The organism is Rhizobium etli 8C-3 (assembly GCF_001908375.1).
In the GTDB taxonomy this organism is placed as follows: Bacteria; Pseudomonadota; Alphaproteobacteria; order Rhizobiales; family Rhizobiaceae; genus Rhizobium; species Rhizobium etli_B.
Map to the genome: position 1 here is coordinate 4,080,956 of NZ_CP017241.1, position 26,290 is coordinate 4,107,245.

Consider the following 26,290-nt stretch of genomic DNA (forward strand, 5'->3'; position numbering starts at 1 on the left):
GCCCGGACAGAATGGACGCTGGCGAAACCTCAGGTCCGCCAGCGGGTTTATTTCAACCGCTCAGAGCCCGAGGCTCGCCCGGTAAAGTTTCAGCTGGCTGTCGCGGCCGATCTGGTCGGTGATCTTTTCCCAGGCGGCGGCAATCGCATCCGCGGTTTCCTGAGCCGACTTGTACTGTCCGGCAAAGCCCTTGGCCAGTTCGTCCTCGGCAACGGAGTAATATTGGAAGATGCCGGGGATGCGCGGTTCGATGGCTGCGTTCGGATGGTTGTAGCTGTCGACATTCGAACCCAGATAGTCTTCGATATAGGCGCGGTCATAGCCTGCCTTTTCCCATTCGTCATAGTTGAAGTTGGACTGACGGTAGGGTTGGAAGCCGGAGGGATAGGCTGAAGTCCAAAGGGACAGGTCCTTGCCGCCGAGATGTGCGGCAGCAGACCAGGCCGCCTTGCGTTTCTTCTCGTCGGTGGAGACCCGCTTGGTGACATAGATGCCCCAGCCGAGATAGGCCATGTTCGGCGCTTCGTTATACTTGTCTTCCCACTGCCCGGTCTTGCGGTTGTAAACGCGGTTGGATCCGCGGTTTATGCCAAAGCCGACCACATCGCCTACGACGGAGGTGTCCGAAGTGCGCGCGCTTGAGCCGACATCGCCCCACCACATCAGCATTGCGCCGGTGCCTGCGAGGAACTGCGAGAAGGCCGTGGTGCCGGGATCCGCATTGATCTGGTCGGCCGGATAGGCCTTGGCCGCGATCAGATCCAAGACGTCCTGAATCGCCTGGACCCATGCGGGATTGTTGACCAGCGGCTTCATGTTTTCCGGATCGAACAGCCAGGCCGGGTCACCCGGATACTTGGCATAGGCCGTCGCGCGGTTCTCGATGAAATAGAAGCCGAAACCACCCCAGCCCTTGAGCGGGTCGAGATAGCCATAGGCCGGCTGGCTGGTCAGCGGATCGGTCTTGCCGATCAGCGCCTTGGAAGCCGCGTTGACCTCCTGCCAGGTCTTCGGCGGCTCCGCCATGCCGCTGATCGAGCCTTCGCCGAAGTAGTCCTTGCGATAGGCGAAGGTGTGACAGTCGCCGTCGATGGTCACCCGATAGGTTTTTCCGTCCCAGGTGCCGACCGGTGGCTTCAGGTAGCTCACCAGGTCGTCGGCCTCGATCTGCTTTCCAACCCAACCGGGCATCTCGTCCAGAAGCCCGCGGCCGGCGGTGTCGCCTTCGAAGGGCGCGCCCATTTCCAGGATGTCGAAGTCGACCGTGCCGGTCGCAATCGACTGCTGAAGGCGGGCGTTGTAGTCAGCTTGGGCAAGGTCGATCCAGTTGATCTTGGCGCCCGTATAGGCTTCCCAAGGCTTCAGGAAACCGCGGAACAGGAAATTATGGAGATTCTGGTTGTTGAGACCCATGAAGGTCAGCTCGACACCGGCGAACTCTCCCTGCTGGACATTGGCCTTGGTCGGGCCGAGGCAGAGTTCGCCCACCTTCTGCCAGTCTGTGTCCGTTGGCGACCCCTTGCCTACGCCCGGAATTTGCAGGATCTGGGCGCGCACATCATCGGCCGCGAAGGCCCGACCGGGCACTCCGCCCATCACGCTAGACATGCCGAGCAGAGCCGCGGCGCTCGCCGTTCCACGCAAGACGTCGCGGCGGCTTGCCTGACGGCGCATCAATGCATTGTATATTTCGACTTTCATGTCATCCTCCTCGACATTTGCTTGCGCTGCCGCCCGGCCGATCTTGCCGCCTGGCCCCACCAGTCCGATTTTAAGACTGGCCTCATGCAGAACTATCTGGTATTCAAGAAATGAAACGTTTCATATCTTGCTTGAAACCGCTCCTCTCGGTCTCGCCACCGAGCATTAGACGGCAAGTGCAAAAAGTCAATAAGAAATGAAACGTTTCATGGAGGAGATTGCCAGGGGCTTTTGAGCAGAGGCAGGAGGGGCTGAATTTACCCCGGCCGGATGCTCGAAATCCCACGGCAAGACATGCATGAGCCCGGGGCTCCCCCGACGAGGGAAGCCGCTGGAAAGCAAGTGGGAGTGAGATGGCTGAGGTCAATATTTCAGGGGCGCAAAAAGCCTATGGCGCCTTAAATGTCCTGCATGGTGTAGATATAGAAATTCGCGACGGCGAGTTTGTGGTGCTGGTCGGTCCGTCCGGTTGCGGCAAGTCGACCCTGTTGCGCATGGTCGCAGGGCTCGAAAGCATCACGGGCGGCAGCATTTCGATTGGCGGAAAGGTCGTCAACAATCTGCCGCCGAAGGACCGCGATATCGCGATGGTCTTCCAGAGCTATGCGCTCTATCCGCACAAGACCGTTGCCGAAAACATGATCTTTGCGCTGCGCCTGCGGAAGCAACCGGCCGACGTCATCAAGCAGCGCCTGCAGGCGGCGGCTGAGACACTCGATCTCGTACCCTATCTGAACCGTTATCCGCGCCAGCTTTCCGGCGGCCAGCGGCAGCGCGTGGCGATGGGCCGAGCCATCGTCAGGTCGCCTCAGGTATTCCTGTTCGACGAGCCTCTCTCGAACCTCGATGCCAAGCTGCGCGTGCAGATGCGCAAGGAAATCAAGGAACTGCACCAGCGGTTGAAGACGACGACCATCTATGTCACCCACGATCAAGTCGAAGCGATGACCATGGCCGACAAGATCGTGGTGATGCAGGGTGGCAATGTCGAGCAGATCGGCACGCCTCTGGAACTCTACGACCGTCCCGGCAATACATTCGTCGCGACATTCATCGGCTCGCCGTCGATGAATCTCCTGAAGGGTCGGTACAAGGCTGATGGCGCAGTCTTCGTCGCGGAGACCGGGGACGAGATAGCGCTCGGCTTTACGCCGGAGGCCTCCGACGGGCAGTCTGTGCTTCTGGGCGTGCGGCCTGAACACCTGTCACTTGCTGAGAGCGGCCTGGAGGCAACCGTCAACGTAACCGAACCCACCGGCCATGAGACGATGGTATTCCTGCGTTACGGGCCGGGCGAGCTTGTCGCGATGTTTTCCGAACGCCACGATTTTGGGCCGGGGCAGGTCGTGACGATAGCCGCCCGACCCGGAAAGCTTCATCTTTTCGATGCAGCATCAGGCAAGACCCTGCGCCCCCATTGAGCCCGGATTTCTCGGCGGCTTTAACAGGGTGGGAAAGGAACGAGATTGCCCTTCGAGCGCATGATGCCTTAGAAATGTATCGGACGCATGAAGTGTGAGCCGCGGCCGGAATGAAGACGACGTTCATTGCTGGGGCAATTATCGTGGAGGATAGAGTTTGGACTTGGTATTCTCCCCGGAACTGACAGTTTGCGGCATTCACGAACTGCCCGCCCAGAGCGCCCGCAATGTCACACATGTTCTGTCGATCCTGGATCCCGATCACCCTGAATTGGAAGCTTTCGAGACCTACGGAAAGCACAGCCGCACGACCCTGCGCTTCCACGACATCATCGTCGCCACGCAAAACCAGATCATGCCAGCACCTGAGCATGTCGAAGCCATCCTGAAATTCGGCTCCGATTATCTGGCTCGAGAGGATCGCGAGGCTCCCAGTCATGTCCTCGTGCACTGTCATATGGGGGTTTCGCGTTCCACTGCAGCGATGCTGACCTTGATGGCCCAGGCCAATCCCGATGAAAGCGCAGAATCCTTGTTCGCAAGATTGGTTGGCATCCGGCCGCAGGCGTGGCCAAACTCACAGATGGTTGGATTCGCTGACGAGCAGCTCAGGCGCAACGGGGAACTTTTGAACGAGCTTGCCCGCCACTATGGACGCCAAATCAAGCACCAGCCTCAGTTCGCTGATTGGATGACAAGGCTCAACAGGCACGCCGAACTCGCAATGGCAAGATCAGACTGATATCACTACTCGTTTCAGCAGGCTCGAACTTGATAGCCTCAACCTTCGTTCGGCCGCCCCGCAAAACCTCTACGGCACCGGACAAACAGCGCCGGAAATTTCTTCTTGGGCAGCGCTACCCACGCGCGGTGGAACCAAGCGAGACCAGGAGGCGGCTGTCAATTGTCACCGTTTGCTCGCTCGAGTTCCGTCAGACGCTCCTTACAAATGGCGTCGACGAGCCGGTGAAGGTGTTCCGTTCGCTCAAGTAGCCAATTAAGCGCTTCTTCGGTGATCTCGAAGTGCTTCGAGTAGCGCGCCTTCACATAGGCTTCATTGAGGATGTTGTACCAGGCGGTATAGCGGTGCTGGTCGCGCGGCCAAGCGTCGATCAAGCGGCGGTCCTGGTCTTCCGCCAGCCCCCGGAGGAATTTCAGATTGTGCGATGGCGGGCTATAGTTGGTCAGGGTGAGCAGCAATGCGGCGTATGCGGACTCGACTGACTGATGCAGCAGGAATGCCGCCTCTTTCTCACGTGCTTTGCTTAACGCATAGCGGGACGTATCGAGTATCCCAGTGGACGCAGGAAACCGATTTTCAAAATGTTCCCGCGCCACCCTATACGCATCGACGGTGGAGAGCTTTCTCGGTTCGGCAAGCGGCCGGTCGTCGAGCTCGTAGAGCACGATTCCCTCACGCAAGACGTCGACGAAGAAATACTGGCCGTCGGCCAGGAAGTTGTTCACCTCCCGGGCGCCGTGGACGATCAGCCCGACCGGCGTCTTCACATCCTTGTCCCACATCAGCCGGTCGGTCGCCTTGTCCCAGTACTGCGGCTCAGCCAGTTGCTTGGAATTGACAATAACCAGGATATCGTAATCGGAGCGGTAGCCCTTCATCGTGTGCGGCTCGTCGACCCAGGTGCCGCGACTGTAAGAACCGAACAGGATGATCTTCAAGATCCGGCCGCGCTTCTTGAAGGCGGCGGACGTGCCGGCAAGAGCGTCGGCGAACTCTTCATGGATGATCGCAACGACGCGAGCAAGCTCGGATTGCTTTTCTTCCGGCAGATGTTCCAAGGACGATCGCATGGGTCCATCGATAGGCCAAAGACGATTCGCCGTCCACTACTGGAAATGGTAGGATTCGTAGCGGTTCAGCCAAAACTTCACGGTCCTTCCGCTTGGGGCGCAGGCTCACTCGATTTAGAACAAAACAAGACCATCACACTCCCCCGTGATCGTTGCATTCTCGCAGGGCGGTTGATCGCTGCATAGGGCCTCGCGAATAAGCGGCACTGCAGATTTTTACCCCATCCCTCAGCCGCGAGGGGTACTGCTGCAGCCGGCCGGCAGGGCAACGGACTGCTGACGCACCGCGCTTCCGTTCGCAATCACGATCACCGCCGGCCGAACCGCGTTAGGATCACTGCACGAGGGAAAGGCGACGGCGATCAACCGGTCGCCGCGGCGCGGGGCCGCACTCATGCCCCAACTCGCCAGCCGTCCAAGCGGGCGAGGTCGAGGGTATAGCGTCCTCCGCGCTCTGGCGCTCGGGCTTTCGCAAGTACTTCGCGGATACCAAGCTTTTCCAGTTCGGGCGGGACAGGGACGTGGACGAGGTTCGCACGTGGCGGGGTGACGGGAACCTCTATGACCACCTCGGGATGGGGATTGCGCCAATGGATTTCTGCGACGGTGCCCTCAAGATAAAGCGGCCGATCGGTGTCGTAGGCGCCCCAGCCATGGTGGGCTTGCACGGAGGCAGCAAAGTAGAGGGCGACTACAGCGCCGGACATGAGCGAGCGGAGATTCATTGTAACTTCCTTCAGAAATAAGCCATGAGGCGACCGCAGATGATCGTGCCCGCCCACAGGGCGAGCGATACTGCCGCGGCGGTTTCAGCCAAGACGGGCGCCCGCTCCTCCCAACATTCGCGCGAACGCCATACGGTCGCGTGAAGGAACGCGATGTTGATCCCCGCCAGGAGAATGGAGCCAAGCTTCCACGGCAGATAAGGGTTGGCGGCGTATTCACGCGCGTTCAGGGCAAACATCAGTACACCCGTTCCGACGGCAAGGCAGAGGCCGGTGCCAGCGATAGGCAGAACGAGGCGCGCGAGGCCAGCGACCGGTAGCTTTCCAGTGAGACCTAGGAGACGGAGGTCGAGTACCACTATACCGCCGAACAGAAGCGCAATCCCGAACACATGAATGAGATTCACTACGGGAAACGGCCATACTCCCGTGCGCAACCAAGCGCTGGAAGAAAGGCTCTCCAGATAGACGAGTACACCCTCCACGATGGCCGCCTCAGTGAGGCGCCTTCGTTTCGACGGGCTGCTCGAGCGTTCGGATCACCTCTGAGAGAAAGCTGCTGCGCCCCCGATCCGGTCTGTCGAGATGAACGTAGTGGGTGGCCTCCGGGATCGTGACCGTGCGCACGCTTGCCGCCTGCCTTAGATCCTGCGCCAGCGAAGTCACGTCCTCAGGTCGGCTCCAGAAATCGTTCCCCGAGCGGATTACCAACACATGCGCGGTAATCGGACCGGCATCCCACAACTTGTGTCCCGAAGCGAGCTCGAACGAATCTGCGATCGCCCCTGACGGCGCTCGGAACGAGGGCGGGTTGCGAGTGCCCGAGGTCGGATCAGAGGCAACCGCCGCGGCTTGATAGGCTTGCACCACCTTCGGATCACGCCAGGCGGCCTTATCCTCGACCGGAATCGAGCGGTCCCACGACGGCAGCAGGGAGGCCGCCGTATTCAACCGATAAGCCCCAAAGCGCCGGGTGTTGAACTGGTCTGGGTTGCCTGGATCCGCCGTATCTGAACCAGGCCCCAGGCTCTTGTGGCCGGAGTGCGCGCCGTAGAGGCTATTGTAGAGTACCAGATGGCTCACCTCGCTCGGGTTCTGACTGGCGTACATGCCCGTCCAGTGGCCGCCGGTAGCCCAGCCGAGCAGGGCAACTTGCGACACGCCCATCCTGGCCTGCACGGCGTCGACCACGGCGCCAATGTCACGAACCACCGCGTCGGAGCGTACGAGGGGTTGGCCGTCCTGGCTTCCTCCCTGCCCGTCCCGGCTTGAGCCGCCGTAGCCGCGTGCATCCATGATGAAGACGCGATGCCCGGCCCGGGCCAAGTCCACCGCGAGAGAGCCGCCCTCCACCGGAAGGTCAAAGGTCGCAATGCCTGGGACGCGCGCGCCGTGAAGCAGCACGACGGGCGGTTTACCCGGCTGAAAGTCGTTGTCACCAACCTCGCGGACCATCAGTTCGACTCCCTGCCCACTGGTGACGGTGAAGTTCTGGCGGGTTATTGCTGCCTGGGTGCTGCCACCAAGAAGAGTGGCTCCGACGAGGATCGGCGCGGTCAGACGCGGGATCATGGACTGTGAACGCATTTGAGGCTCCTGTTTTACTGGTCTCGCCTCTTGACTTGGCATCTGCCATCAGCCTTTTCCAATATCAATAGGAGGTTTATTGAGATGATAGTGATATGACCATTGATCTGCATCACTTGCGCCATTTCGTGGCTGTCGCCGAGGAACTGCATTTTGGGAGGGCGGCTGCCCGTCTCCACATGGCCCAGCCGCCGCTCTCTCAGTCGATCAAGCGCCTTGAGGCAGAGCTTGGCTTTCCACTTTTCCTGCGCACACAACGCAGGGTCGAACTGACCCCTGCAGGCCAGGTGTTTCTGACCGAGGCTCGACGCACCCTGCAGCAGATGGACGAAGGCGTGCGGATGGCGCGACGCGCCGCGTCTGAGGACCTGGCCGAGATCACGGTAACCTTCACAAGCGCCGCACTCTACCGCGTCCTGCCCGCGGCGCTACGCGCCCACCGCCAACGTTTTCCGACGGTCGATATCCGTTTGGATGAAAGGCCGACTGACGCGCAGCTCGCGGGACTGCAGGATGACTCGGTCGACGTGGGGTTTGTCACCCCGCCTTTGAAGGCGGTGTCTGGTCTCCAGATCGAAGTGGTAGATCGCGATCGCTTCTGTCTCGCGGTCCCGGTCTCGAGTCCCCTTGCAAACCGAAACTCGATCGGCCTAGCTGAACTCTCAGAGGAGTCCTTCGTGCTCTTTCCGCATGTGCAGGGACCGTCGCTTCATGGTCGGCTGGTGAGCGCCTGCCGACAGGCGGGTTTCGTACCACGCGTGCGCCAGGAGGCACGGCAGATGCACACGATTTTGAGCCTGGTCGCTGCCGATTTGGGCGTGGCCTTCATTCCCGAAGGGGCACGTTCGATGCAGGTAAACGGCGTCGCGATGGTTCCTCTGGCGGGAATGCCTGACGACCTCACCTGGGATCTCGCTATGGTATGGAAGCCGCGCGGCGCCCGGCGTGCGTTGGTCGCGTTCCTACAGACTGTCACATCTCTGCCGCCGAGCTAGTGAATCTCTACCCAACCGAACGGGTCACACGCAGGGATTCCTAGCGCGGACAGCAAGCCTCCGGCGACGACCGGCTCCGCGCTTGCCCCTCCCGAAGACAAGGGTTGTCAAAGCATCAGTGTTGACTGTGAGGGTTCTAGGCGGGCAGCAAGTTGGCGACGATCAGCGCCGTCGTGTGCCAGTCCGCGCTCGGCGTAAGTCGTCTGCTCTCATTGGAAAGCCGCTGGAGGCGCTTGCACGCTAGTGACCGGAGCGGCTTTCCGTGCGAGAACGCCCGACGCCTGGGATACCCAGCGCTTCCTCGGCCAGGAACTCCACCAGTAGCCTGACTCGCGCGATGTCTGCCCGGTCCGGCACGATGAGAATGTTGAGCTGCACGGATGGCGGAGCATAGTCCGGCAGGATCCGTTCGAGCCGTCCTTCGGAAAGCAGATCATCAACCAACCAGACGTGCGCCGGGCCAATCCCGCGACCGGCAAGATAGGCTTCGCGCGCGGCGAGCCCGTGATCGACCCGAAGGCTTCCGCCGAACGGCACGACATGGGTTTCGCCGTCCGGTCCTTCCAGAGTAAGCGCATCGCTTCCCGCGATGTTCGACATTCGGACACCTTCGAGGCCCGCCAATTTCTCTGGCGTCGCCGGCCGTCCATGCCGCGCCAGATAGTCGGGCGAGCCGACGAGGATGCGCCGACTATCCCCAAGCGCTCGCAGCTTCATGGAACTGTCGGTGAGCGGCCCGAGGCGAATGGCGATGTCCGCGCCTTCGCGCACGAGGTCGACGCGCTCGTCGGTCAGGTTGAGATCGACGGCGATCTCGGGATAGCGATCCTGAAAGGCGAAGATCAGCCGGCTGACGTGTCGGACGCCAAGCGCCGCCGTGCAGGAGATACGAACCGTGCCCGCCGCTGCGCCGCGTGCGGTCCTTGCTTCATCAGTGGCTTGTTCGACCAGACGCAGGATCTGGATAGCGTCGGCGTAGTAGCGGCTGCCTTCCTCGGTCAGTATGACGCGCCGCGTCGTTCGACTAAGCAGCACCACGCCCAAGGCATCCTCCAGCTCACGCAGATGCCGCGTGACGCTGGATTGGCCAATGTTCATCTCTCGCGCGATAGCCGAGAGGTTTCCCCGCTCCGCAACGCGGACGAAGGTGCGTATGCGTTCGAGCGTAACATCCGATTTATCCATTTTTCAGCACTATCATATCCATACTCAATCTATAGCGGAATAATTGGAGGACGCCTAGTTTTGGAGAAAATCGTCTCCAACCGACAGGTGCCCGCCATGAACGTCCTTATTGTCTTCGCCCATCCCGACCGCCGATCTCTCAACGCTTCCCTGCGCGATGTCGCCGTTGAGGAGCTGGAGGCGCTAGGTCATGCGGTTGAGGTCTCCGACCTCTATGCTATGGCCTGGAAGTCGGCGGTGGATGGTGCGGATTTCCCCGCAATCGATCCTAAGGCGCGGTTGAAGGTTGCAGCGGCATCTGGCGATGCCTTCGCGGCCGATGCGCTGACAGATGATGTGAAGGCCGAGCAGGCAAAGCTATTGCGGGCCGACGTTCTAATCCTTCAATTTCCGCTCTGGTGGTTCACCATGCCGGCGATCCTCAAGGGCTGGGTCGATCGCGTCTATGCCTACGGTTTTGCCTATGGCGTCGGCGAGCATAACGACCAGCGCTGGGGCGACCGCTACGGGGAAGGCACGCTCGCCGGCAAGCGCGCCATGCTGATCGTGACGACCGGAGGGTGGCGGGAACATTATTCGCCAAGCGGCATCAATGGCCCGATTGACGATCTTCTGTTCCCGATCAACCACGGCATCCTGCACTATTCCGGTTACACGGTGCTGCCGCCCTTCGTGACCTATCGGGTGGACCGTCTCGACGACGCCGGATTTGCCCAGGCAGCGGCGGCCCTCCGCGAGCGGATGCGGACGCTCGAATCCACACAACCGATCCCGTTCCGTCGCCAGAATGGCGGAGATTATCTGATCCCTAGCCTTGAGCTTCGACCCGGCCTGGAAGCGACCGGTGTCTCCGGCTTCTCGCTGCATCTCAAACAAGTGGAATAGCGATGCAGCGGTCCGAGGGCGCGCGGAACGCGCGAGTCCGACAATGCCCCCAATGCCAGCGTGCCGATCGCAGTAACTGTTGGCTTTGCATTTAATCGCGCGACTCCTGTGCCTTTAAGAATCCGGCTGCTCGGATTGTCAGCTTTAAAGCCAAACCTGGCGGAAACACTTACGTCCAACTGCCAAGCGACACCCGCTTTTTCAGCTTCCAACTTCAATCATCGATGACATATCCGTTGCCGCTGAAACAATGGCACGTCGCAACCATATGTGTCTGGGCGCGTCTTGCTGGCGCGCGTGCCACGCGAGGCTCATCGCGAAACTCCCAATATCGAGGGGCGGCGGTAACGATACGAAGCGCCTCATGTTGGCGGCCGCTCGTGCCAGGCTAGATGGCAGGGTCATGATGAGGTCGGAGCGAGCGGCGATCTCGACCGCCGCGAAGAAGTTCGGCACGCGCAGCTTCACCCGTCGTGTTCGCCCCATTCGCGCAAGCACCTCATCGACAGGTGCAGGTCCGACGCCCGTGACGCTTACCACGATATGCTCCAGCGCCAGAAAGCGGTCGAGAGTGAGTTTTCCGGCGAGCGCAGGGTGTTGTGCCCGCATGAGCGTCACGAGTTCCTCGTCATAGAGGCGGCGCCGGTGGATGCCGGCCGGCGCTTCGTCGATCAGCGCCACCATCGCATCCGCGGCGCCGTGCTCCAGCGCTTCGAACCCATTCGTGCCCTGCGCGGCAATATCCAGATCGAGCGAGGGTGCCTCGCCGGCTAGGCGGGCGAGCAAATGCGGCGCGAGCACGGCGGCCTGGAGATCGGGCATAAGAAGCCGAATTCGACCCGTGGCCGTCGCGGGATCGAACGCGTTCGCTTCCAGCATTTCTCCTACGCCTGCTAATATCCTGCGCAGCGCGGGCCGCACCTCTTCGGCACGGGAGCTAAGGACGTAGCCGCCTGGCCCATCGACCAGCAGCGCGTCCGAAAACAATGCGCGCAATCGTCCGAGCGCTCGACTAGCGGCCGGCTGGCTCATGCCGAGCCGGTGGGCGGCCCGGGTGACGTTCTTCTCATCCAGCAGCGCCTCAAGGGCTACCAACAGGTTGAGGTCGACCCGACGTAAATCCACTTCGCGCATACGAACCATATACGCCATGCATTGGACGCATGGAAGCCGGGCGCCTATTAATTCCTCTATCGAGCAAACTGACGGGGTGGCAATCATGTATGTTGTGCTTGGAGCAAGCGGGCGGGTCGGCGGCGAGGCAGCGCGCGCCCTCATCGAATGCGGCGCGGCCGTGCGTGTGGTCCTGCGTCGTCAGGAACAGGGTGAAAGGTGGGCAGCCCTCGGTGCGGAGGTGGCTGTCGCGAGCATTGAGGATGCCAATGCGATGGCCGATGCGCTGAAGGGCGCGTCAGGAGCGTTCCTACTCAATCCGCCGCCGCTGAAAGGTGATCCCTATGCACGCACGGAAATACTCGGCGCGGCATTGGCCGATGCAGCACGGCGGGCGCATCTGCCCAAGGCCGTCGTCCTGTCGTCTATTGGAGCGCAGCATGCCTCTGGCACCGGTGTAATCGCCACTTTGAACCGGTTCGAAGCGTTGCTCGGCGGCGTGGCACCTGCGACCACCTTCCTGCGGTCAGGCTATTTTATCGAGACATGGAGCGAAGTGGCAGAAACTGTCATCTCGGAAAGTGTCCTGCCGACCTTTCTCGACCCCGCTCAGAAGGTCCCCATGGTGAGCGCTATGGATGTCGGGCATGCAGCGGCAGCCCTACTCTGCGAGGAGTGGGCCGGTAATCGGATCGTGGAGCTGGGCGGACCGAAAGACTGGAGCGCCGGCGATGTGGCAGCGGCCTTTGCCGAAGTTCTCGGCCGGCCGATAAAATCGTTACTCGTTCCGTCGGAACAGCGCGCCGCACTTCTATCCCAAGAAGGCGTCCCCGCCGAGGTAGCGAACGCGCTTCTCGGCATGTATGTGGGAATCGCCAATGGGCTGTTTATGCGCCAGAATGAAAGCGAACATCGGCGCGGCGCGACCTCTCTGACGGAGGCTCTGGAGCGTGTTGTGTCGCTTGGCATTTAAATTGAGGATGAACCTGTTTAAGTGCCAAACGACAGGGCAAAAACCGCTAGGTGGGCCAAAAGCTGGCGATATACGCCGCCCGCGCGGAAATCGCGAGATCCCGGCAAAACTTCTCCGGCTTCTGCATGTCAAATTCAATGTGAACCCGTGTGGATGCTCACGGGGAAGGAAGCCCGTACAATCAGGACACCGTCGATCTGTATCACCAGGTCATGGGGGCGGTTGACGCTTTCATCGCAAGGGAAAACTGTCGGGTGGAACCGGACAAGCGCTTGAAGCTCATCCGGTTCCTGATCGACTACGCCGAACAACACGGCGAATTCACAGAGGAAATTGCAGAAAAACATTTGAGGTCAGCGATATTGGTAAATCGAGCTTCGAAGAGCAGATAATGCAGGGCGTATACGTGCTTGGTTGCCAGCGCGATCAACTGGCATCCGAAAAGCGGAAGTTGGCAAGGCAATTGCGCTATGCCCAGCATTCGGCCCGGCTCACGAGCCTTTCAAAGCAATACGATTTCGGGATGGTCTTCTTCGCAGCAATGGGGGCCGTTTCACTTATCCTGTCTGATGTAAACAGCTCCTCGGATGCCTGGCTGTTTACGACGGAGTTTTTCGTTGATGCTGGTCGCGTGTGGCAGTGCGCTGAAAGGCCGAAAGATGGTCAGCCGGACGGAAGTTATTCAACCCACTTTGATGGGTTGAATAACTTCAAGAAACGCGTTAATTGAACCATTGAAAGGGTCAATTAATGCGCTTAACGCTCCAAGCCCATTTTGATGGTGAGTGGCATCACGCCGCGACGCTAGAACTGAAGGACGACGCGGCCGGCTTTCAGGGCGCGTCCGTTGTCGACTACGATCTCGACTATTTCATCACTGTGGCATCGGCGGAGTTTGCTGCCGGAAAGACAGTCCGTGACCATCGCGCCCTGTCAGTCCGCTATCCCGTTGACCTCGAAAATCGATATAGCCGCAGTTGGCCGCCGTTCCTCTTGGATCTCATGCCCCAAGGCCATGCGAGGCGAAAGCTTGCCGAGCACCTCGGCCTTGCGGAAGGCTCGCGCGCTTCTGATCTCTCGCTGCTTATGCGATCGGCGACGGGCGGCATAGGCAATATCCGGATCAAAGAAGCGGCGGACGCCGAAGCGGAACGGCTGCGCGGTGTTGAGCGCCAAGGGGTTACAGAGGCGGAAATCCTTGTGCGCTCGGATCGCTTCATGGAAGTCGTCGATCGCTTTGGTATGCTCGCCTCCGGCTCAAGCGGCCTGCAAGGCGAATGGCCGAAGGTCTCGATGACCCAGGCGGATGACGGGCTCTATTATCCCGACAGCTTCGTGACCGATGACGAGGCCGTGCGCCACGTCATCGTCAAGCTGGTACGCAGCAATGAGCCCGTGGACCGCCTGATTCTCGAAGGCGAAGCTCTCTATTCGCGCATCGCTCGAGAGATCGATCTGAATGTCAGCGATCCTTCTATCTATGCTGAAGGTGTCCTGATCATTCCCCGTTTCGACCGGAAAAAGAGACAAGGCGGCGGAACCCTCCGGCTGGGGCAGGAAAGCCTCGTGTCAGCGATCGGCGTTGCCGATTTCGGCTATGTCGGCACGCACGAAGCCTACATCCACGTTCTGCGCCAATATTCGGCCGATCCCTTCTCGGACGTTGTGGAATACCTGAAGCGGGACATCGCCAACTTGGCGCTCGGCAATCCCGACAATCATGGCCGCAATTCCGCACTCAGCAAACACCAAGACGGCACGATCCGCCTGTCTCCACTCTTTGATTTCGCACCAATGCGGCTTGCCAAGGAGGGAATCGTTCGCTCCACCCGATGGGCCATGATGCGTGACGGCGGTCGCGATCATCTTCCCGATTGGAAGCAGATTTGCGCCGAACTGATGCCTGATCCTGATGAGCAGAAAGCGCTCGCGGCTACGCTTTTCGAGTTTGCCGAACATCTGCGCCAGGCTCCGACCATGGCGAAAGATTTGGAGGCGTCGTCGGACATTGTGGACCGCGCGATGGGACGTTGCATGGCGATAACAGATAGCGTTCTGGAGGCATTCCTGTGATTCCGAAGGACAGCTAAATGGCTCGTTGGAAGAAACCCACGAAAGAAGAGGTACTTGAAAACCGTAGAACGCTGGCCGAGCGTGCTCGAACCGGCGACCTAAGGCTGCCTGGTGCTGTGGCAGAGATCCGTAAAGGGTTCGGGATGACACAGGAGGAGTTTGCCAAGACGCTGTCGCTTACCAGACGCCAAGTTGCGGAGATCGAAGCAGGCACGGCAAACCCAACGCTCGAAACATTGGAAAAGATAGGCCGATTATTCGGATTCGGAATTGGTTTTGTACCCAAACGCGGTTGAACCAAGCACTCAGCTGAGCAGCCAGACAGCATTCTCAGCGCATCACAAACGGAAAACCGGGGAATGGACCCTGTAATTAGATTTTGGCACTAACCACTTCACGGCGACTTCCTTTGCTGCAGAGGATTCTGGACCTTCTGGAAATAGCTCCGCTTGAAAGAGCTCATCCTGCGTTGTGACGATATTCTCGATCTCTAAGCTAGCCTTGGCTTCTTGCAACGCAAGCTTATCGATTAAGATGCCCTGATTTGGTATTGCAGCCGCTCGCCCCTTCAACTCGGCGAGCGACCTATTCACAGAAGCTAGTGTCTTCAACACCTCGATCGTCTCTAGGTCGGCGAGCTTATGGAGATGAGGCAAGGAGGAGGTCGGGAAAACTCCAAGCGAGCAATTTGTCTCGCCTTCACCCATGGTCAGCTTACCAATAGTTCAATGGCGATCAAGTTCAAGATTCTATACTTCCCGATCGGGAAGACTTTCCAGTTGGATACAACTCCTTCCCTTCGGTAAGTTTTCATGGATTCTCGAAAATTCTTCCCGTACGGTAAGCCTAACAAAAGGAGAGCGCATGATGATCCATTCGGCCGCAGAATTCGGCGCAGTGGTTCGAGAACACAGAAAAAAGCAGGGCTGGACACAGACCCAGCTTGCGGAGCGCTGCGGGACGGGTGAACGCTTCATCGTCGATCTGGAGAACGGCAAGCCCAGCTGTCAGCTCGAGAAATCCCTCATCGCGGCCCGAACGGTCGGCATCGATCTCGGCGACCTGAAAACCGCAGCACCGCCTGCTGCCACGGAAGCCGATGGCGATCTCGGCTATCTGCCCCGTTTCTCCTGATCAGGCGTTGCCGTGACCACGATCTTCTACGAGAGTTTGCCCGTTTGCCAATCTCATCGACCGCGATGGGATTTCGCTCGCCTATGAGCAAAGCTGGGAACAACGTGCTTCGGCCTTCCCGATCTCGCTGACCATGCCCTTGCGATCCGGCACATATGGTGCTGAGCAGGTTGTGTCCTGGCTTGCCAATCTTCTTCCGGAAAACACACCTCTCCGAGATCGGTCAGCAGTTGAAGGTCTCGCCTCAGGACATTGTTGGTCTTCTCACGCGCCTTGGCCGCGATACCGACGGAGCCTTTTCGATAAGCAGGTTGACCAGTCGCTCCCACAACAGATCGCGACAAAGAGCAATGCCGACGAACTTCACGGCAATGACTGGCGGCAATTCGCATCGGCCGTCGGCCTCAGCCCTGCTGTCGTGACAAAACGGATAAGGGAGCTCTCCGACAGGGTTGCTTCAAAGCTCGAAGAGGCACTGGGGGAGACAGAGCGCTATCCCTCTTTTCGTCGAGACTTCGGGGCGAACCTCGTGTTTCTCATTCGCGAGAGGTGCCAGCGGATCGGACGACAGGGTGTCGGGTAGTCCGTATTCGCCCCGCCCCGTGCTTTGACGTTGATTGGAGACAAGACAGAGGGTGGGCTGATCTCGATGGCTCCCAAAAGCCATGCCGCCCGCGTGCTGGGGTGGAATCGGAATTTTCCGAAGCAGTGGTAAAAAACAGGTTGCTTAGTCGTTGTCGATGAAAGGTCTGGTGATCAATCGCAAACACGGCATTTGGGACGCGCGACCTGGCTAGCGGCGGCGTCAGCGCCATACTCAGGAACGTTAACAACAACTATTTAGTGCATTATCTATTCGGTTACTGAAAATAATTACACAAAAATGCGCCCCGGATTCGTTGAGTAATTTCCGTCTCAAAATGGGAATAAATTCGGAAACTTCGGTTTACTATTGTTTTTCAATTTGCCTCTTCCGGCGTCGGGGCGCGAGCGGGCTCGCGCAAGTCGAACAGAGCGACCCAATGAATGGCGGAGAGGGGGGGATTCGAACCCCCGATGCCCTTGCAGGCATGCCGCATTTCGAGTGCGGTGCATTCAACCACTCTGCCACCTCTCCGCGGTGCTGGTTGGCGCATGTTTCGCGCGGGCTGTCTCATAGCGACCAAAAGGCAGGCTGGCAAGACGAAATTGTAAAGCTTTTCATCCTTTTGCCTTGACAGATTTTAGACACTCGCGTATCCCGCTCACGCACTAGGCATGGAGAAGTCCGTGCCTTGCCATCCCCGCGCCCGGCGCGGGGTTTCACCGGCAGACAGAGTTCCGGGCGAACGCCCTGAAATCCCTGCTTAACTTCGACTGATAAGAAGACAGCCACCTGCGGTTTGCGGGGAGAGCTGGATCGAACATGAAAGGATCAAAAAATGTTCGCAGTCATCAAGACCGGCGGTAAGCAGTACCGTGTGGCAGCAAACGACGTGCTGACCATCGAGAAGCTTGAAGCAACCGCTGGCGACTCCATCGAATTCACCGAAGTCCTCGTAATCGGCGAAGGCGCCGACGCTGCGATTGGTGCTCCCTTCGTCAAGGGCGCTTCCGTCAAGGCCGAAGTGGTCGAGCACAATCGCGGCAAGAAGGTCATCGCCTTCAAGAAGCGCCGCCGTCAGAACTCGAAGCGTTCGCGCGGCCATCGCCAGCACCATACGGTCGTCCGCATCACGGACATCGTGGCTGCCAAGTAAGATTACGGGACTAAAGGTTTAAAGGAGAACTCCAATGGCACATAAGAAAGCTGGCGGTTCGTCGCGTAACGGTCGTGATTCCGAATCCAAGCGCCTTGGCGTGAAGAAGTTCGGCGGCGAAGCCGTCATCGCAGGCAACATCATCGTGCGTCAGCGCGGTACGCAGTGGCATCCGGGCGCCAATGTCGGCCTCGGGAAGGACCACACCATTTTTGCGCTTACGGCAGGCAATGTGGACTACCGAACGAAGGCCAATGGTCGCGTGTACGTGTCTGTAATGCCGAAAGCGGAAGCAGCGGAATAAGCCGGTAGCGCTCAAAAACAGCCGGCGTCTCATCGACCCGGCTGACCGTACCAGGTTCAGTCCAGAAAACAGGGGAGATGGGGCGCCATCTCCCCTTTTTCTTTGTCCATGAGGAGGACTGAACATGCAAGGCGAACTGATAAGGGTTGACCAATCACGGTCACCCCAAGAACGGCTGAGGCCGGAGCGGTTAAGGACCGATTGCCCTGTCTTGTTATCGGAAAGGCTCGTCATGCGCGCGCCCCACGAGGAAGACATTGACGCCCTTTCCCATCTCGCCAACAACGCCAAAGTCGCCACAATGGTATCGCGTATGCCGCACCCATATACCGCCAATGATGCCGCCGACTTCGTGCGTCGGACGAAGAATGGCGAGATTGGCAAGTGCGTCTACGCCATCACCAAAGCTGAAAACGGCGCCTTCATGGGGTGCTGCGGAGTTGAGCCGCATGCAGACGGGCGGACTGTCGAAATCGGCTATTGGCTCGGTGAACCCTACTGGAACCAAGGCTATACGACCGAAGCGTGCCACGCTCTGGTCGACATGGTCTTTCGCACGCGCGAAAACGTCGATCAAATCGATGCCCGTTGCCGGGTGATGAACATCGCATCGCGGCGGGTTATCCAGAAGTGCGGCTTCCAGTTCCAGGGCTCAGGCCTTGCCGCATCTCTGGCACTCGGCAGCAACGTGCCTGTGGAATGGTACCGGCTCGACCGCAAGACCTGGATGTCGCTTAGAAGTTGGGGGAGCCTGTGATGAGCGCCGCCATCTTGCCGCGACCCAGGAGCGAGCAAGTGACGCCCGGCCCCGTGCCGGTCGTCACCACGCCCCGGCTGACGCTCCGCCCGCACAGGTTGGCCGATGCGAATGCGATTGCGGAATCGCTGTCCGATTTCGCAGTCACCCGCATGCTTGCCCGCGTGCCCGCGCCCTATGACAGGCAGGACGCGCTTGACTGGCTGGTTCCGGTGACCTCCGGCAGTCTGCCGGATTGGCACCTTGCGGTCACCGACGGCGACGACACCCATATCGGCGTCGTCTCCGTCGAGCTCCGCCACGGCCGCTGGCACCTTGGCTACTGGCTGAACCGCTACTTCTGGCGGCGCGGGTATATGAGCGAGGCTGTCGCAGCGGTGCTGGAGCGCTTCTCCCGGCGCATTCCGGACAGCGCTGTTCATTCGGGCGTGTTCGCGGACAATCCAGCCTCGCTGAGATTGCAGGAAAAGCTCGGTTTCCGGATGACCGGATGCACCGAAATCTACAGCTTCTCTCGCAACACCATGGTATCGCACGTCGAGACCGTGCTTCAGCCCGGCGCCTTGCAGATCACGAAGGCTGCCTGACCAGACAAGAACACCGCAGCCGCCGCTGCGGTGTTTTTCCTATCCGCCAATTTCGATCCAGAGAGGGAAATGGTCGGAGCCGACCGAAGCCGTATCCACATGAGCAGATTTCAGGCGGCCATGCAGGCCACAACTGACAAAGCAGTAATCGAGGTGCATTCGCTTGCCGTGATTTTTCGGGTCCACCCAGCTATAGCTCGCGGGCGTATAGCCTTCTAGCGCGGCCATCGCATCGACAGGTGTTCCAATCCGCGGCACTCGGTCGTAATAGCCGTCTTTCGTCCCGGCGAAAGAGCAGTATTCCGGAGATTCCGGCACCATGTTGAAATCGCCCAAGATGACGTAGTCTTCCGGAAGCGGCAGATCCGCAATCTCGAATTCACTGGCACCCGTCAGGCAACCGCCCTCGAATGGAAACGCATTGATGCGCTCGTTCAAATAGGCGAGCTGGCGGATACGCTCGTCGGGCGATACGTGATCGAGGTGAACGGAATAGACGCGAAGAGCGCCTTGAGGCGTATCGACGACGGCCTCGGTCGCCCCGCGCTGCAGATTGATTTTCGAAACTGTGCGGCTGCGCGGCAAGAGCAGGGTGCGCGTCGACAGGATCGGCCACCGCGAAATGATCATGTTGCCGAACTGGAAGCGCGTACCGCGGAGCGGGTAACCCTCTTCACCGGCGTCGACGTGCAGGTCGCAGGCCGGGCCATAGACCCAGAAATGGTTGGGAAAGAAGGCAGCAAGATCTGCCGCCATGTCGGAAAAATCGTTTCGCGCGAAGCCTCTGGTCACCTCCTGAAGCGCGATGATATCGGCGCCATCGAGATTGTTCGCGATACGGCCGAGATCATAAATCCCATCAAGACCGAAGCCGTACTGTATGTTATAGCTCGCAAACTTCACGATAATCTTTGACCTCAGCTTGAACCGGCTATATCGAAAGCGGCAGGATGGGGCGCGTAAAAAGCCACCGATGATGGAAGTAAAATGAAATTTCTCGACGAAGCAAAGGTCTATATTCGGTCCGGTGACGGCGGCGCAGGCAGCGTCTCGTTCCGGCGCGAGAAGTTCATCGAGTTCGGCGGACCGGACGGCGGCGATGGCGGACGCGGCGGCGATGTCTGGATTGAAGCCGTCAATGGCCTCAATACGCTTATCGACTTCCGCTACCAGCAGCATTTCAAGGCCAAGATCGGCATGCACGGCATGGGCAAAAACCGCACCGGCGCCAATGGAGAAGACGTAACTCTCAAGGTTCCGGTCGGAACACAGGTCCTGGAAGAAGACCAGGAAACGCTGATCTGCGACCTGACGGAAGAAGGACAGCGTTTCCGGCTTGCCGCAGGCGGCAACGGCGGCTTTGGGAATGCGCATTTCAAGTCTTCGGTCAATCAGGCGCCGGATTGGGCAAATCCCGGATTGCCTGGCGAGGAAAAGACGATCTGGCTGCATCTGAAGCTGATTGCAGACGCCGGGCTCGTCGGTCTGCCCAATGCCGGCAAGTCCACTTTCCTGGCGGCAGTCACCCGCGCGCGGCCAAAGATCGCCAACTATCCCTTCACCACGCTGCACCCGAACCTCGGCGTGGCAACGATCGACGGACAGGAGTTCATTCTTGCAGACATCCCTGGCCTGATCGAGGGCGCGCACGAGGGGATCGGCATCGGCGACCGTTTCCTCGGCCATGTCGAGCGTACGCGCGTGCTGCTGCATCTGGTCTCGGCGCAGGAGGAAAAGGTCGGCAAAGCCTATACGACGGTGAAGAACGAGCTTGAGGCCTATGGAAACGAACTGACCGACAAACCGGAAATCGTTGCGCTCTCGCAGATCGACGTGCTCGACGATGCGACGCTGAAGAGGAAGACGAAGGAGCTTGCCAAGGCTTGCGGAAAGACGCCGTTCCAGATTTCGGCCGCAACCGGGAAGGGCATGACCGAGGTTCTGCGAGCCCTGCGCGACATCATTGTCGAGGCGAATGCGGGCGGCGAAAAGCCGGCCAAAGCGCCCAAGCTGCGGCATCGCGACATGATTACGAGCGATGAGGACAGAATGGATGACGACGCGTAAGCCGCTCGATCGCTACCGCCGCATCGTCATCAAGATCGGCTCAGCACTCCTCGTCGACCGCAAGAGCGGGCTCAAAAGCGCGTGGCTCCATGCAATGTGCGCCGATATCGCCGCACTGAAGGCAAGAGGCGCGGATGTGCTTGTGGTCTCGTCGGGCGCAATCGCGCTCGGCCGCTCGGTGCTGGATCTGCCTTCCGGTGCACTGAAACTGGAGGAAAGCCAGGCGGCCGCAGCTGTCGGCCAGATTTCGCTGGCGCGTGCCTGGTCGGAAAGCCTATCGCGGGATCAGATCGTGGCGGGCCAGATCCTGCTGACGCTCGGCGACACTGAAGAACGTCGCCGCTATTTGAATGCCCGTGCCACGATCAACCAGTTGCTCAAGATCGGCGCCGTTCCGATCATCAATGAGAACGACACCGTCGCAACCAGCGAAATCCGGTACGGCGACAATGATCGCCTCGCAGCTCGTGTCGCAACGATGACCGGCGCCGACCTCTTGATCCTTCTATCCGATATCGATGGGCTTTATACGGCGCCGCCGCACCTCGATCCCGCGGCTAAGTTCCTTGAGACGATCGCCGAAATCACTCCGGAGATCGAAGCCATGGCAGGCGGCGCTGCTTCCGAGCTGTCGCGCGGCGGCATGCGCACGAAAATCGACGCCGGCAAGATCGCGACGACGTCGGGCTGCGCCATGATCATTGCTTCCGGCAAAACGGATAGCCCGCTATCGGCGATCTTGAATGGCGCACGGTCCTCCTGGTTCGCACCCTCCGGCACCCCCGTGACCGCGCGCAAGACCTGGATCGCAGGTCAGTTGCAGCCAGCTGGAGAACTGCATGTCGACGACGGCGCCGTGACGGCGCTCGGTGCGGGCAAGAGCCTGCTTCCCGCTGGCGTTCGCAAGGTGGTCGGACTTTTTAGCCGGGGTGACACCGTGGCAATTATTGGCCCTTCCGGGCGCGAGATCGCCCGCGGCCTCGTCAGCTACGACGCAGAAGACGCCCGCAGGATCGTTGGCCGCAAGTCCGCCGAGATCGAAGCGATCCTCGGCTACCCCGGCCGCACCGCTATGATCCATCGAGACGATATGGTGTTGACGTCACAGGCAAATTCGAAATCAGAAAGACAGAAGAAGGACGCGGCCCATGCTTGAGACTGTTGTGCAAGGCCCTGACATTGACACGCTGATGAACGACATCGGCCGCAAGGCTAGGGCCGCCGCACGACCGTTAGGCTTTGCGTCCACCGAAGCCAAGAACAGGGCGCTGAACGCAATGGCCGACGCGATCCTCGCAAGCAAGGAGCGCATCCTTGCCGAAAACGCCAAGGATCTGCACGATGTCGCCGGCACCGATATGCTTGCTTCCTTCATCGATCGCCTGACACTGAACGATCAGCGCATCACCGAAATGGCCGAAGGCATCCGCGCCATTGCTGCGCTGAAAGATCCGGTCGGAGAAGTGATCGCTTCCTGGGATCGGCCGAACGGACTGAAGATCGAGCGGGTCCGCACACCTCTCGGCGTCATCGGCGTCATCTTCGAAAGCCGGCCGAACGTGACGGCAGATGCCGGTGCGCTTTGCCTGAAGGCAGGCAATGCTGTGATCTTGCGGTGCGGTTCGGACTCGCGCCGTTCATCGCAGGCAATCCATGCCTGCCTCGTCGAAGGACTGAAGGTAGCAGATCTTCCGCGGCATGCCATACAGCTTGTTCCGGTTTCGGACCGTGCCGCCGTTGGCGCCATGCTGCGAGGCCTGGAAGGGGCGATCGACGTCATCGTGCCACGTGGCGGAAAGAGCCTTGTCGCCCGCGTGCAGAACGAGGCCCGCGTGCCAGTTTTTGCCCACCTCGAGGGCCTTTGCCACATCTATGTAGACAAGTCTGCCGATATCGAAATGGCAAAGAGGATCATCGTCAATGCCAAAATGCGCCGCACAGGCATCTGCGGGGCCGTGGAAACCCTGCTTGTCGACGGCGCTGCAATCGGCACGCATCTGACACCGCTTCTCGAAATGCTGGCGAGGGCCGGCTGTGAAATCCGCGCATCCGCCACGGTGTTGAAGGTTGCCCCGGGCTTGAAGCCAGCGACCGAGGAGGATTGGTCGACCGAATATCTCGATGCCGTCATTTCCGTTGCCGTTGTTGACGGTATTTCGGGCGCGATCGCGCATATCCAAAAGTATTCGTCGAACCACACGGAAGCCGTGATCGCGGAAGATCCGGCCGTCGTCGAGCGATTTTTCACCGAGATCGATTCGGCCATCCTGCTGCATAACGCTTCCACACAATTCGCCGACGGCGGCGAGTTTGGCATGGGTGCGGAAATCGGAATTGCGACGGGCAAGATGCATGCCCGCGGTCCTGTTGGCGTCGAGCAGCTCACTTCCTTCAAATATCGCGTGCGCGGCACCGGACAAACGCGGTCCTGACGTGACGACAGACGAAGTAGACCGTCGCTACCTTCGCATGCCGCACATCGAGCGCGGCATGGTCGTCGGGCTTTTCGGCGGATCCTTCAATCCACCGCATCAGGGGCATGCGCTGGTTGCGGAGATCGCCATACGGCGCCTCGGCCTCGATCAACTGTGGTGGATGGTTACACCCGGCAACCCGCTGAAGAACCGCAATCATCTTGCGCCGCTTGCCGAGCGGATCGCGCTCAGCGAAGCGATCACAACCGATCCGCATATCAAGGTGACTGCATTCGAACAGGCCTTCGGAGTTAGTTACACGGCAACCACACTCGCCAGGGTAAAGGCACGCAATCCCAACATCCACTTCATCTGGATCATGGGTGCCGACAGCCTTCAAACCTTCCACAAATGGCAAAAGTGGCAAGTGATTGCGCGCACCTTCCCGATCGCCGTCATCGATCGCCCCGGTGCGACGCTTTCCTATCTATCGTCGAAAATGGCAAAGACCTTCGATTTCGCGCGTATCGACGAGGACGATGCCCGCGCGCTCTGGAAAAAATCCGCGCCTGCCTGGACCTTTATTCATGGCCCGCGCTCGGCATTGAGTTCGACTGCAATTCGCAAAGCGGCTGAGTAGCGGCAGTTTCAGCAAGGCTGACAAATGAAAAGCCCGACGGGGGAGGATCCGTCGGGCTTTATAAACTTGATCGACAGCTGGGAGGAGGAGTGCTGCCGACCGGATATCTAACGGCTTTGGGAGGAGGAGATCGCCGTTTCGATAAGTATGTTTTATCATAATTTCGAAAAACTGGAATATCGTATATTGCATTGCAGCAATGCGATCAGCGCAAGTCTCAATGATTGCCATCCTGCGTGTTGCCGCTTTTTGAGGCATTGCGGACGGTCTGCGGGCCGCAGAACGCGACAACACCACGAAGTAGGACAAGGCCCGCGGCAGCGCGTCAGGTCGTAGCGCAGGCTGGTCCGCGGATGTTTTCGGGATTGGACAGCAGACGCGACACGGCAGGGCAGTTATTTCGCCCGACGCGTTCTCCGGATGCCGGAGCAATCGGGTCTGGACTTGCTTCCGAACCGCCTTCGAATCGTCTCCGCCTAGTTTACCTCGGTACTTCGGCCCTCGCGGCTCGGAGCACGTGCCGGGTCTTTTCCGCGTGACCACTGCTTGCCGAAAAACTTAACGAGCTGTCGCATAGGGACTTGCGCTGGATGGATCCAACCGTCCCGAGAACGCGCAAAAGCGGGGATTTTTGGCATATAAGCAGGATTTTTATTCTTTGGGATACGTACAATTCGAACAAAAGAAGCAATCAATCGTATATTGCTGGAGCCTAATATGTCCTCCTGGGCTACTTGGAACTGGGGGATAAGAATGGGTGAATTTCTCAAACGGCATTTCGATCGGCTTATTCGGGACGAGGGCGGCAACTTCACAATCCTGACTGCGGCTGCAATCGTTCCCTTACTGGGGGCGGCCTCCATCGCGATCGACTTCGTCAACGCCAGATTCGAAGCTGACAAGTTGCAAGAGGCGCTGGACAGCGCCACGCTTGCGGCGGTGCGCCTTTACGGCGAAGGCTACAGTGAGGCGGAAGCCACTCAATTGGCGAACGAGATGTTCTTCGGCAATTACCAAACGGCGGGTATTGTCAATGAGGCCAACGATGCAATGACCCCGGCAGAGGAACCTCCGTCCCTGCAGATCGCCTATTCAATGGCGGGACAGCAGGTATTTGCGACGGCTAACTATGCAGTCGACTACGACCCGGTATTCCTCACTCGATTATCGTTCCCCATCTCCCGCCGCAGCAGCACCGCTTACCAAGCGGGCAATGAAGCCTGCATTCTGGCGCTCAGCCCGACAGCAGATCGCGCCTTCGAGGTTACAGGTAGTTCGAAGGTCGACACCTCGAATTGCGCGATCACCGCGAACTCGCACAGCAACGAAGCCATCTATGTCGGCGGATCTGGAAGCCTGAAGACGGAATGTCTTTATACGCCAGGCAAGGTCGCGGCCTCGCCGTACAAAATCGATCTCGAATGCGACAAGCCTTATGAGGGAACGGCAGCGGCCCTTGACCCGTTCAGGTTCAAAACGATGCCGAAAGCAGGGACCTTGGCCAAGAACAACGCCTCCGGCGAACTGGAGCCAGGGACGTACAAGGGTCTGCAAGTCAAGGGCAATGTGACGCTGCAACCCGGTGACTACATCATCAACGGGGGCAAGCTGAGTTTCGGAAGCCAGTCGGTCGTCACTGGCGAAGGGGTCACATTCTTCCTGCTCAACGGCGCTGAAATCGACATTCACGGCGGTTCGACCGTTAATGTCACCGCCCCGACATCTGGCCCATGGGCGGGTTTCGTTTTCGTCGCCGACCGCGATAACACGGCCTCCGCGGTGATCAATGGCAACAGCAACTCGAACATCAGCGGCATCATCTACATGCCAGCAGCCGAAGAAATCCAGTATTCCGGCAATGGTACGACGTCCGGCGACTGCGTCCGAATCATCGGCCAGAAAATAACCATGACCGGCAACAGCACTTTCAAGCTGGAGTGCAAGTCGGAACTGGCAAACAACGAGATTAATAATCCGGGTGCAGTCCAGCTTGTCCAATGAGGGTACAACGGACGGCGGCTTCATCTTTGGCGTCTTGTCACCGCACACTAGAGCCTGCCTGATCTTTCGCACTGCCCAGACGTGGTTGCGGATAAGGCCTTTCTCGGTGACGACACCGCTCACTTTACCATTGGTGATATCCAGGCCGCGTGCCGCGCAGTTCTGATGAACTGTCGC

28 protein-coding genes and 1 tRNA gene are annotated in these 26,290 nt (G+C 59.3%); 19 read left to right on the top strand and 10 right to left on the bottom strand.

Going from position 1 to position 26,290, the window contains the following annotated elements; translation table 11 throughout:
* Positions 1 to 60: 60 nt before the first annotated feature.
* Positions 61 to 1,701: an extracellular solute-binding protein gene (locus AM571_RS20085; RefSeq protein WP_074063380.1), complete on the bottom strand. Its 1,641-nt coding sequence runs from the start codon at positions 1,699 to 1,701 to the stop codon at positions 61 to 63.
* 353 nt (positions 1,702 to 2,054) lie between these two features.
* Between AM571_RS20085 and AM571_RS20090 the strand changes: the two genes are divergently transcribed.
* Both AM571_RS20090 and AM571_RS20095 read left to right on the top strand, forming a co-directional pair.
* Positions 2,055 to 3,122 (top strand): ABC transporter ATP-binding protein, encoded by a 1,068-nt coding sequence (locus AM571_RS20090; RefSeq protein WP_074062916.1) that lies wholly within the window; start codon positions 2,055 to 2,057, stop codon positions 3,120 to 3,122.
* Positions 3,123 to 3,285: 163 nt separating this feature from the next.
* Positions 3,286 to 3,864 (top strand): tyrosine phosphatase family protein, encoded by a 579-nt coding sequence (locus AM571_RS20095; RefSeq protein ID WP_132552353.1) that lies wholly within the window; start codon positions 3,286 to 3,288, stop codon positions 3,862 to 3,864.
* A 158-nt stretch (positions 3,865 to 4,022) separates the two neighbouring features.
* Here AM571_RS20095 and AM571_RS20100 read toward each other — a convergent pair whose 3' ends face one another.
* The 4 genes from AM571_RS20100 to AM571_RS20115 all read right to left on the bottom strand — a co-directional run bounded on the left by AM571_RS20100 (position 4,023) and on the right by AM571_RS20115 (position 7,246).
* Complete coding sequence (locus AM571_RS20100) at positions 4,023 to 4,934, bottom strand: nucleotidyltransferase and HEPN domain-containing protein (RefSeq protein WP_074062918.1); 912 nt, start codon at positions 4,932 to 4,934, stop codon at positions 4,023 to 4,025.
* A gap of 392 nt (positions 4,935 to 5,326) precedes the next feature.
* Positions 5,327 to 5,659 carry a DUF6152 family protein gene (locus AM571_RS20105; protein WP_074062919.1) on the bottom strand — a complete coding sequence of 111 codons (333 nt, stop codon included), beginning with the start codon at positions 5,657 to 5,659 and terminating at the stop codon, positions 5,327 to 5,329.
* An 11-nt stretch (positions 5,660 to 5,670) separates the two neighbouring features.
* On the bottom strand, positions 5,671 to 6,144 hold the full coding sequence (locus AM571_RS20110; RefSeq protein ID WP_132552270.1) for a hypothetical protein: 474 nt from the start codon (positions 6,142 to 6,144) through the stop codon (positions 5,671 to 5,673).
* A gap of 10 nt (positions 6,145 to 6,154) precedes the next feature.
* Positions 6,155 to 7,246, bottom strand: coding sequence for an alpha/beta fold hydrolase (locus tag AM571_RS20115; protein ID WP_074063381.1), 1,092 nt, complete (start codon positions 7,244 to 7,246; stop codon positions 6,155 to 6,157).
* A gap of 95 nt (positions 7,247 to 7,341) precedes the next feature.
* On the opposite strand from AM571_RS20115, the gene AM571_RS20120 reads away from it, so the two are divergent.
* Positions 7,342 to 8,241, top strand: a complete 900-nt coding sequence (locus AM571_RS20120) for a LysR family transcriptional regulator (protein WP_074062921.1) — start codon at positions 7,342 to 7,344, stop codon at positions 8,239 to 8,241.
* Between the two features lie 240 nt (positions 8,242 to 8,481).
* Here AM571_RS20120 and AM571_RS20125 read toward each other — a convergent pair whose 3' ends face one another.
* The gene (locus AM571_RS20125) at positions 8,482 to 9,426 is read right to left on the bottom strand and encodes a LysR family transcriptional regulator (RefSeq protein WP_074062922.1); all 945 of its coding nucleotides are present in this window, start codon (positions 9,424 to 9,426) and stop codon (positions 8,482 to 8,484) included.
* 96 nt (positions 9,427 to 9,522) lie between these two features.
* Here AM571_RS20125 and AM571_RS20130 point away from each other — a divergent pair, with 96 nt between their 5' ends.
* Positions 9,523 to 10,311: an NAD(P)H-dependent oxidoreductase gene (locus AM571_RS20130; protein WP_074062923.1), complete on the top strand. Its 789-nt coding sequence runs from the start codon at positions 9,523 to 9,525 to the stop codon at positions 10,309 to 10,311.
* Positions 10,312 to 10,512: 201 nt separating this feature from the next.
* Here the strand turns inward: AM571_RS20130 and AM571_RS20135 are convergent, their stop codons facing one another.
* Complete coding sequence (locus tag AM571_RS20135; protein ID WP_074063382.1) at positions 10,513 to 11,445, bottom strand: LysR family transcriptional regulator; 933 nt, start codon at positions 11,443 to 11,445, stop codon at positions 10,513 to 10,515.
* Positions 11,446 to 11,530: 85 nt separating this feature from the next.
* On the opposite strand from AM571_RS20135, the gene AM571_RS20140 reads away from it, so the two are divergent.
* The 4 genes from AM571_RS20140 (at position 11,531) to AM571_RS20160 (ending at position 14,766) form a co-directional block, all read left to right on the top strand.
* Entirely contained in the window at positions 11,531 to 12,397 is an 867-nt protein-coding gene (locus tag AM571_RS20140) for an NmrA family NAD(P)-binding protein (RefSeq protein WP_074062924.1), read from the top strand.
* 391 nt (positions 12,398 to 12,788) lie between these two features.
* Positions 12,789 to 13,127 carry a hypothetical protein gene (locus AM571_RS20150; RefSeq protein ID WP_237358517.1) on the top strand — a complete coding sequence of 113 codons (339 nt, stop codon included), beginning with the start codon at positions 12,789 to 12,791 and terminating at the stop codon, positions 13,125 to 13,127.
* 20 nt (positions 13,128 to 13,147) lie between these two features.
* Positions 13,148 to 14,470 (top strand): type II toxin-antitoxin system HipA family toxin, encoded by a 1,323-nt coding sequence (locus AM571_RS20155; protein ID WP_074062925.1) that lies wholly within the window; start codon positions 13,148 to 13,150, stop codon positions 14,468 to 14,470.
* Between the two features lie 17 nt (positions 14,471 to 14,487).
* Positions 14,488 to 14,766, top strand: coding sequence for a helix-turn-helix transcriptional regulator (locus AM571_RS20160; protein WP_074062926.1), 279 nt, complete (start codon positions 14,488 to 14,490; stop codon positions 14,764 to 14,766).
* 42 nt (positions 14,767 to 14,808) lie between these two features.
* Here AM571_RS20160 and AM571_RS20165 read toward each other — a convergent pair whose 3' ends face one another.
* Positions 14,809 to 15,177: a Fic/DOC family N-terminal domain-containing protein gene (locus tag AM571_RS20165; RefSeq protein WP_237358518.1), complete on the bottom strand. Its 369-nt coding sequence runs from the start codon at positions 15,175 to 15,177 to the stop codon at positions 14,809 to 14,811.
* A 160-nt stretch (positions 15,178 to 15,337) separates the two neighbouring features.
* Here AM571_RS20165 and AM571_RS20170 point away from each other — a divergent pair, with 160 nt between their 5' ends.
* Positions 15,338 to 15,604 carry a helix-turn-helix domain-containing protein gene (locus tag AM571_RS20170; RefSeq protein WP_074063383.1) on the top strand — a complete coding sequence of 89 codons (267 nt, stop codon included), beginning with the start codon at positions 15,338 to 15,340 and terminating at the stop codon, positions 15,602 to 15,604.
* A gap of 70 nt (positions 15,605 to 15,674) precedes the next feature.
* Complete coding sequence (locus AM571_RS35750; RefSeq protein ID WP_237358566.1) at positions 15,675 to 16,187, top strand: HipA N-terminal domain-containing protein; 513 nt, start codon at positions 15,675 to 15,677, stop codon at positions 16,185 to 16,187.
* Positions 16,188 to 16,631: 444 nt separating this feature from the next.
* Here AM571_RS35750 and AM571_RS20180 read toward each other — a convergent pair.
* A tRNA-Ser gene (locus AM571_RS20180) sits at positions 16,632 to 16,721 on the bottom strand.
* 304 nt (positions 16,722 to 17,025) lie between these two features.
* On the opposite strand from AM571_RS20180, the gene rplU reads away from it, so the two are divergent.
* The 4 genes from rplU (at position 17,026) to AM571_RS20200 (ending at position 18,991) form a co-directional block, all read left to right on the top strand.
* Entirely contained in the window at positions 17,026 to 17,343 is a 318-nt protein-coding gene (rplU, locus tag AM571_RS20185) for a 50S ribosomal protein L21 (RefSeq protein WP_039846498.1), read from the top strand.
* Positions 17,344 to 17,377: 34 nt separating this feature from the next.
* Positions 17,378 to 17,647, top strand: a complete 270-nt coding sequence (gene rpmA, locus AM571_RS20190; RefSeq protein ID WP_022717527.1) for a 50S ribosomal protein L27 — start codon at positions 17,378 to 17,380, stop codon at positions 17,645 to 17,647.
* A gap of 124 nt (positions 17,648 to 17,771) precedes the next feature.
* Positions 17,772 to 18,404 (top strand): GNAT family N-acetyltransferase, encoded by a 633-nt coding sequence (locus AM571_RS20195; RefSeq protein WP_028740006.1) that lies wholly within the window; start codon positions 17,772 to 17,774, stop codon positions 18,402 to 18,404.
* On the top strand, positions 18,404 to 18,991 hold the full coding sequence (locus AM571_RS20200) for a GNAT family N-acetyltransferase (protein WP_074062928.1): 588 nt from the start codon (positions 18,404 to 18,406) through the stop codon (positions 18,989 to 18,991). The genes AM571_RS20195 and AM571_RS20200 overlap by 1 nt, the downstream gene beginning before the upstream one ends.
* 39 nt (positions 18,992 to 19,030) lie before the next feature.
* Here AM571_RS20200 and AM571_RS20205 read toward each other — a convergent pair whose 3' ends face one another.
* On the bottom strand, positions 19,031 to 19,894 hold the full coding sequence (locus AM571_RS20205) for an endonuclease/exonuclease/phosphatase family protein (protein ID WP_074062929.1): 864 nt from the start codon (positions 19,892 to 19,894) through the stop codon (positions 19,031 to 19,033).
* An 84-nt stretch (positions 19,895 to 19,978) separates the two neighbouring features.
* Here AM571_RS20205 and obgE point away from each other — a divergent pair, with 84 nt between their 5' ends.
* The 5 genes from obgE to AM571_RS20230 all read left to right on the top strand — a co-directional run bounded on the left by obgE (position 19,979) and on the right by AM571_RS20230 (position 26,113).
* Entirely contained in the window at positions 19,979 to 21,058 is a 1,080-nt protein-coding gene (gene obgE, locus AM571_RS20210; protein WP_074062930.1) for a GTPase ObgE, read from the top strand.
* Complete coding sequence (gene proB / locus AM571_RS20215; RefSeq protein ID WP_074062931.1) at positions 21,045 to 22,214, top strand: glutamate 5-kinase; 1,170 nt, start codon at positions 21,045 to 21,047, stop codon at positions 22,212 to 22,214. The genes obgE and proB overlap by 14 nt, the downstream gene beginning before the upstream one ends.
* A complete protein-coding gene (locus AM571_RS20220; protein WP_074062932.1) occupies positions 22,207 to 23,490 on the top strand; it encodes a glutamate-5-semialdehyde dehydrogenase in 1,284 nt (427 codons plus the stop codon). The genes proB and AM571_RS20220 overlap by 8 nt, the downstream gene beginning before the upstream one ends.
* 37 nt (positions 23,491 to 23,527) lie before the next feature.
* Positions 23,528 to 24,112 (top strand): nicotinate-nucleotide adenylyltransferase, encoded by a 585-nt coding sequence (locus AM571_RS20225; RefSeq protein ID WP_237358567.1) that lies wholly within the window; start codon positions 23,528 to 23,530, stop codon positions 24,110 to 24,112.
* Between the two features lie 753 nt (positions 24,113 to 24,865).
* Positions 24,866 to 26,113 (top strand): TadE/TadG family type IV pilus assembly protein, encoded by a 1,248-nt coding sequence (locus AM571_RS20230; RefSeq protein WP_132552267.1) that lies wholly within the window; start codon positions 24,866 to 24,868, stop codon positions 26,111 to 26,113.
* Positions 26,114 to 26,290: the final 177 nt, after the last annotated feature.

Coding starts and splice junctions, on each gene's coding strand:
- proB (WP_074062931.1), top strand. CDS start 21,045: ATGACGACGCGTAAGCCGCTCGATCGCTACCGCCGCATCGTCATCAAG.
- AM571_RS20165 (WP_237358518.1), bottom strand. CDS start 15,177: ATGGGTGAAGGCGAGACAAATTGCTCGCTTGGAGTTTTCCCGACCTCC.
- AM571_RS20090 (WP_074062916.1), top strand. CDS start 2,055: ATGGCTGAGGTCAATATTTCAGGGGCGCAAAAAGCCTATGGCGCCTTA.
- obgE (WP_074062930.1), top strand. CDS start 19,979: ATGAAATTTCTCGACGAAGCAAAGGTCTATATTCGGTCCGGTGACGGC.
- AM571_RS20115 (WP_074063381.1), bottom strand. CDS start 7,246: ATGCGTTCACAGTCCATGATCCCGCGTCTGACCGCGCCGATCCTCGTC.
- AM571_RS20230 (WP_132552267.1), top strand. CDS start 24,866: ATGGGTGAATTTCTCAAACGGCATTTCGATCGGCTTATTCGGGACGAG.
- rplU (WP_039846498.1), top strand. CDS start 17,026: ATGTTCGCAGTCATCAAGACCGGCGGTAAGCAGTACCGTGTGGCAGCA.
- AM571_RS20125 (WP_074062922.1), bottom strand. CDS start 9,426: ATGGATAAATCGGATGTTACGCTCGAACGCATACGCACCTTCGTCCGC.
- AM571_RS20225 (WP_237358567.1), top strand. CDS start 23,528: ATGCCGCACATCGAGCGCGGCATGGTCGTCGGGCTTTTCGGCGGATCC.
- AM571_RS20105 (WP_074062919.1), bottom strand. CDS start 5,659: ATGAATCTCCGCTCGCTCATGTCCGGCGCTGTAGTCGCCCTCTACTTT.
- AM571_RS20220 (WP_074062932.1), top strand. CDS start 22,207: ATGCTTGAGACTGTTGTGCAAGGCCCTGACATTGACACGCTGATGAAC.
- AM571_RS20130 (WP_074062923.1), top strand. CDS start 9,523: ATGAACGTCCTTATTGTCTTCGCCCATCCCGACCGCCGATCTCTCAAC.
- AM571_RS20120 (WP_074062921.1), top strand. CDS start 7,342: ATGACCATTGATCTGCATCACTTGCGCCATTTCGTGGCTGTCGCCGAG.
- AM571_RS20100 (WP_074062918.1), bottom strand. CDS start 4,934: ATGCGATCGTCCTTGGAACATCTGCCGGAAGAAAAGCAATCCGAGCTT.
- AM571_RS20140 (WP_074062924.1), top strand. CDS start 11,531: ATGTATGTTGTGCTTGGAGCAAGCGGGCGGGTCGGCGGCGAGGCAGCG.
- AM571_RS20195 (WP_028740006.1), top strand. CDS start 17,772: ATGCAAGGCGAACTGATAAGGGTTGACCAATCACGGTCACCCCAAGAA.
- AM571_RS20160 (WP_074062926.1), top strand. CDS start 14,488: ATGGCTCGTTGGAAGAAACCCACGAAAGAAGAGGTACTTGAAAACCGT.
- rpmA (WP_022717527.1), top strand. CDS start 17,378: ATGGCACATAAGAAAGCTGGCGGTTCGTCGCGTAACGGTCGTGATTCC.
- AM571_RS20085 (WP_074063380.1), bottom strand. CDS start 1,701: ATGAAAGTCGAAATATACAATGCATTGATGCGCCGTCAGGCAAGCCGC.
- AM571_RS20200 (WP_074062928.1), top strand. CDS start 18,404: ATGAGCGCCGCCATCTTGCCGCGACCCAGGAGCGAGCAAGTGACGCCC.
- AM571_RS20155 (WP_074062925.1), top strand. CDS start 13,148: ATGCGCTTAACGCTCCAAGCCCATTTTGATGGTGAGTGGCATCACGCC.
- AM571_RS20150 (WP_237358517.1), top strand. CDS start 12,789: ATGCAGGGCGTATACGTGCTTGGTTGCCAGCGCGATCAACTGGCATCC.
- AM571_RS20135 (WP_074063382.1), bottom strand. CDS start 11,445: ATGCGCGAAGTGGATTTACGTCGGGTCGACCTCAACCTGTTGGTAGCC.
- AM571_RS20170 (WP_074063383.1), top strand. CDS start 15,338: ATGATCCATTCGGCCGCAGAATTCGGCGCAGTGGTTCGAGAACACAGA.